This window comes from Microbacterium esteraromaticum (assembly GCF_900163815.1).
Lineage (GTDB): Bacteria > Actinomycetota > Actinomycetes > Actinomycetales > Microbacteriaceae > Microbacterium > Microbacterium esteraromaticum_B.
Window position 1 is genome coordinate 1 of record NZ_FUKO01000028.1, and the last position, 5,528, is coordinate 5,528.

The 5,528-nt window shown below is 64.0% G+C and carries 5 protein-coding genes; 2 read left to right on the forward strand and 3 right to left on the reverse strand.

Annotation, left to right across the window (positions count from 1 at the left end; genetic code table 11):
* Nucleotides 1-530: hypothetical protein (locus FM104_RS16770; protein WP_256971628.1), on the forward strand; the 530-nt coding region annotated here is incomplete at its 5' end.
* 64 nt (nt 531-594) lie between these two features.
* Nucleotides 595-1,518, forward strand: a complete 924-nt coding sequence (locus FM104_RS11175; protein ID WP_143738354.1) for an abortive infection family protein — start codon at nt 595-597, stop codon at nt 1,516-1,518.
* A 194-nt stretch (nt 1,519-1,712) separates the two neighbouring features.
* On the opposite strand, the gene FM104_RS11180 is transcribed toward FM104_RS11175, so the two are convergent.
* The 3 genes from FM104_RS11180 to FM104_RS11195 all read right to left on the reverse strand — a co-directional run bounded on the left by FM104_RS11180 (nt 1,713) and on the right by FM104_RS11195 (nt 5,218).
* A protein-coding gene (locus FM104_RS11180) for an IS3 family transposase (protein WP_087132324.1) occupies nt 1,713-2,863 on the reverse strand; the annotation gives its coding sequence in 2 pieces (ribosomal slippage) (nt 1,713-2,593 and nt 2,593-2,863; 1,152 coding nt in all).
* 454 nt (nt 2,864-3,317) lie between these two features.
* On the reverse strand, nt 3,318-4,124 hold the full coding sequence (locus FM104_RS11190) for a family 1 encapsulin nanocompartment shell protein (RefSeq protein ID WP_087132326.1): 807 nt from the start codon (nt 4,122-4,124) through the stop codon (nt 3,318-3,320).
* A complete protein-coding gene (locus tag FM104_RS11195) occupies nt 4,121-5,218 on the reverse strand; it encodes a Dyp-type peroxidase (protein WP_087132327.1) in 1,098 nt (365 codons plus the stop codon). The genes FM104_RS11190 and FM104_RS11195 overlap by 4 nt, the downstream gene beginning before the upstream one ends.
* Nucleotides 5,219-5,528: the final 310 nt, after the last annotated feature.

Sequence of the window (5,528 nt, forward strand, 5' to 3'; positions counted from 1 at the left end):
CCCCGTCAGCCGTCAACACATCAGACAACAAAAAAGCCCTGAGCCGCGACAAGTTCGTAAACTATGTCGCGACTCAGGACATGGGGTCCCGACGTAGCACGTTTTCAAACCTTTCCCCAAAGCTTAACGCCCTGGTCAGCCGCTGGAAGCGTGGCGTGTATCGTGCGCATCAGAGGGGCGATATCACCCCGATTCGGGATGATCGGGGGCCGGTCGTCCGGGAGATCGCAATTCCTCAAACCTTTCTCAAGGAAACCGAGGTTGACCGTCTCGTCGATGACTACCTCGCCGGTTTCACCGTGCGCGCGCTTGCGCAGAAGTACGAGATCCACCGGGGCACGGTCTCAAAGCACCTCACGCGCCGGGGCGTCGTCCGTCGTACGCCAGGCCTCGACATCGACGATGCCGCTGAAGCTGTACAGCTGCACCGCGGCGGCTCATCGATGCGGGCGATCTCGCGAACGCTGGGTGTCGATCGAAAGGTCGTGCGCGCATCGCTGGTCCGCGCTGGAATACTGTCGGCGGCGTAACAGCCCGCGTTCGTAGGCTCATGTTTGCGGCGACCCTCTATGTCGCGTCGGTAGCATTGAATGTGTGACCCCTACAGCGACGCAACGCCTCTCGCGCAGCACGCGGAACAATCTGCTTGATTGGCTATCGCTGTCCGAATACAGCTGGGCAGGGCGTCTCGAACACCCCGTGTTTCTCTCCCGTCTGTACGACCTTGAAAGTCTCCCGAGTAAGGACAATCGGTACCGGAACGCCTCCGGTGACATCTACCAGCACATGGTCAATAACTGGGACTGGGATGATGACTGGGTCTTCGCTGACGATCGGTTTCATCTTCGCGATGGCAGTGATGAAAACTTCCTGAGCTTCCTTGCTGAGACGGTTCATCCGATCGTGAGGGACAATGCTCAAACTGCTGCTGAGATGGTTGCGGCGTACAACGACACACTGCGACGCGATGGGTTCGAGCTGTACGAGACGGATCGCTTCGGAGACCGAATCATCTATGGGTGGCGTTCGATAGCCGCCTACCACGTACCCGCTGTCCTTAGGCTTACGCAGGCGCCGGACCTCACGGACAATAGTGTCCTGCGGCGGCATCTTGACGTCATCGACCGAGATCTCAACTCCGATCCAGCCTCGGCTATCTCGTCGTGCAAGAACCTGCTTGAGAGTCAATGCAAGATCGTGCTCACGGATCTCGGTGGTGAGTTTTCGGATCGGGACGAGTTGCCGACCTTGTTCTCGAAGGTTGCGCAGGAACTCAGCATCAACGCGAACGCTGTGGAAGGGGACTCGCGTGGAAGCGACGCGATGCGGAAGGCGATGCGCGCGTTGAGCACCACAGTTCAGTCTGTAGCCGAGGCCCGGAACTCGATCGGAGATGGCCACGGTTCGAGCACACTGAGCCCAGCGACTCCTCGTCATGCGCGGTTGGTCTTCAATGCCACTGTGGCCGTTGCACAGTTCGTCGCCGATACATGGCACGAGCGTTCTTCAGGTTTCTAGGCACGATTTGTCTGTCGATAGCGCGTGCGGACTCCAGTGACGGTGCGAGCCATAGCGTTTAGAAACCTGCCGCTTTCATTGAATGGGGTACGGGCGTAGCCTTGGTCGTAGGCGGGCTCTACCTGCAACGTCATCACCCCGAGTGGTGGCACGACCAACGGCTCCGGCTGAACAGTCTTTCTGAGCCGCCCCCTTCATTCGGTCCGGACGTTCTGTGAGTCGTCGGTTTCCATTTGATGGGTGCACTGTCGAGCGTACTCGGCTGGGGGTAGGTAGCCGAGCGAGGAGTGCCGGCGGTGGTGGTTGTACTCGTCCTTCCAGTCGCCGATGATGACCTGCGCGTGCAGCAGCGAGTAGAAGCTGTTGATGTTGAGGCACTCGTCGCGGATCCGGCTGTTGAACGACTCGACGTACCCGTTGCGCCACGGCGAGCCCGGAGGGATGTAGGACAGGCCGGTGCGGGTGCCGGCCCAGTCGGCCATCGCCTCGCTGATGAACTCCGGCCCGTTGTCCGACCTGAGCACCGCCGGGGCGCCCCGGGCGGCGACGAGGTCCTCGAGGTGGGCGGTGAGTCGGTCGGCGGTAATCGAGCGCTCCACGAGGCCGCCGATGCACTCCCGGGTGTGTTCGTCGACGATCGAGCAGATCTTGATCGGTCGGCCGTGCTCGTCGGCGTCGAACTGAAAGTCCACCGCCCACACCACGTTCGGCGCGTCCGCCGTCGGCGCGTCGACGGTCGAGGACCCGACGCGCTTGCGTCGACGCCGCTGCGGGACCCGGAGCCCTTCGTCACGCCACAGGCGTTGGATCTTCTTGTGGTTCACCACCCACCCCTCGGCGCGGGCGTCGTGATACGCCCGCCGGTACCCGTAGCGGGGATGGTCCTTCGCCCAGGCGCGCAGCCACTCCCTGAACGCCCGATCCGGGTCCGCGACCGTGTCGCCCTTGAGCGGTCGCCGATACGCGGAGCGGCTCAGCCCGACCAGACGGCACGCCATCCGTTCGCTCACCCGCAGCTTGCGCTTGAGGTGATCGACGGCGGCGCGGCGCCTGTCCGGGCTTAGAAGTTTCCCTCAGCCAGCTCCTTGAGCGCGGCCTTCTCCAGCTCCGCTTCCGCGAGCAGACGCTTCAGGGTCGCATTCTGCTTCTCCAGCTCCTTCAGGCGCTTTGCGTCGTCGGCCTTGAGGCCGCCGTACTGGTTCCGCCACCGGTAGTACGTCTGCTCGGACACCACGAGCTCCCGGCACACCGCCGCGACGTCCTGACCGTCGGCGAGCATCCTGTCGGCCTGCCCGAGCTTACGGACGACCTGCTCCGGGGTGTGACGCTTCCTGCTGTTCGTCATGATCTGACCAGTCTCCCTGCCCGCGACCGCGGACAACAGGACGACTCTCATAACGACTGGACCTACGAAACGGGGTCAGCCCAATCGACCTCGGCCCCGGCGGCGGCGACCAGGGCGGACGGATCGTCGCCTCGATGACGCCCGATGAATTGGCCCACGCACCCGGAAGCGTCACCGGGCGATACCTGATCGAAGCACTCTCGCGACACGCGACGAACTGAGGAACGCCGAACTGCTCAGAACGCACGCGATGTGCGGACGGTATGCCTGACGTACTATGTCCGGGCAACGATCGCCAACAGCTCCTGCGCCACGGTCGGCAGCAGAATTCCGGGCGTTCAGTCGGCGCTCAGGAGGCAGAACCATCCACGGGAAGGTCGACAGAGGGAAAGCACGCCGGGATCGTGAGACGAGGGTCTGGAATCCGGTGGAAGCCCGCCCCGCGGCGAATCGACTACGACGCCGCGACGATGGCGATGGCTGCTTCCGGGGTGTTGACGCGGAAAGTGAGTGTCTCCTCGAGGTAGAGGTGGATGTCGGTGACATCATGGCGGGTATAGCCGAGGGAGAAGTCTTCGCCGAGCTCGAGGACGAAATCCTCGCCGCGGGTGCTGAGAACGATGGCGCCCTCGATTCCTGGCGTCCATTCGATGGGCCCGCTGAGAATGGACTCCAGGTGGCGCAGCACCGGGTAGCCGTCGTCTCCTGCTTCGATCACGGCGACCCAGTCCTCAGGGCCGACGGCGAGGGCGTACGGCCCACCGATGCCGCTGTGCTTCAGGACGGATACCGCCTGGGTGACCTGCTGGAGGTAGTGCGCGGGGCTGCCGTCGTGCACAAGAGCCTGGTGCGGGGAGGCCTGGGCGATCCCGGTGATACCGGCAGCCTCCCACCCAAAAAATACCGCGCGGTTCTCGACACCGGCGAGGCGCAAAGCGGCCGCGTCCAGGGCGCCGAGGTCGACGTCCTCGGCGCCGCGGGAGTTTGCTTCGAGCTCGAGCAGGTCGAGACTGAAGTCGGCGCGCACCTCGGTCACCGGCAGCACTCTGCGGGTGCGGGCGGCGATTGACTCCGTCTGGGCGTCGATCGTCGGCCCGACGCGACCCAGATTGGTCGCCGAGTACGACCAACCGAATGGACCTCGCAGGTCGACGAGTCGCCGCGCGGCGAGGGCGACGCGCAGGCGGGTGGAGGCTTCCTCGTCGAGCAGAGCCCAGTCCTCAGGTGAGAGTGGGGCAAGGTCGCGCAGGAGGTGATTCACGGGCGGTGTCCTTCCGATTGGGGTGTCTTCAACGAACCGATCCTCAGCGAGGTGTCCTCGTCAGCGGGCAGCGGTACGGGTGCTTCGGCCTCTGTGGCCTGCATACTCGGAGCACTGGTCACGGGCGTGACCGGCTGCGGCTCGCCGAGGTCGGCCAGATACTGGCGAGAGGGGACGAAGAACGTCGCGCCGGTGACGGGGGTGGAGAAGTCGAGGATGCGGTCGTAGGAGCCGATCGGGTCGCCGAGAAACATGTTGTGCAGCATTTTCTCGGTAACCCAGAGCCGCCGCGAGTAGCCGATGAAGTAGGTACCGAACTCGCCCTGGCCTGGTCGGCCGAACGGCATGTTGTCGCGAAGTATGTCGAGCTCGTTGCCGTCGTCATCGACGATCGTGGACAGCGACTTGTGAGACTTGCGGGCCTCGGTCGCGCTGGCGCGCTCGACGTTGTCGCTCTTGGAGCGGCCGATGATCTCTTCCTGCACCGCTGTGCCGACCTCTCCCCAGGCCGCGAGGTCGTGCAGGTATTTCTGCACGACGACATAGCTGCCGCCGGCGAAATCGGGGTCCTCGTCGCCGATGACGGCGGAGTCGATCAGCTCGTCGGCGACCGGGTTGGCGGTGCCGTCGACGAAGCCGAGCAGGTCACGGGAGTCGAAGTAGCGGAAGCCGGTCACCTCATCGACCACGGCCACGCTCTCGCCGAGAGCGTCGAGCAGCAGCCGTTCGAACTCGAAGCACAGATCGGCGCGTTCGGCGCGGATATGGAACAGTAGATCGCCCGGAGTCGCGGGAGCGCGATGCACGCCGCCGTCGATCTCCGCGAACGCGTGCAACTCCTTCGGACGGGATCGTGGTGAGAGCCGGTCCCAGGCTGCGTCACCGATCCCGACCACGCAGGAGAGCCGCCCGTCCAGGTCACGGAATCCGACGGTCTTGACCAAATCGTCAATACCGGCAATCACGGAGCGTGCGATGTCGAGCGCTGCGTCGGTCGGCCCGATCGTCATCGTGAGGAAGACGGCAGAGCGGGAGAGCGGAGCGTCGACACTTTGCGCATCGATTCCGACCCTGTCCCACGAAGGATGTGACATGACCTGACTTTCCGGTGACGGCGCGTATTGATTACGCCTCACAGCCTACCCGAGGGCAGGGGAGACCGTGTTGCTGGTCCACCCCGATTCTCGCCCGCAACCTTGGGAATGGCAGAGTCCGGGACTGATCGAGGCGTCCATGTGATCCGACATCCAACTGGCGATGTCCACGGAAGAATCCCGTTCGTTGGTGGTGTTTTCCCTGCGCGGGCGGGGAGAAGGACGATCCTCAGCCTGTTTCGCCCCGGGTTTAATGGCTCTTCGGACATCCAGTGGGGCTGAGGCGCGCCGGGTGAGGTTCGGCGGGTAG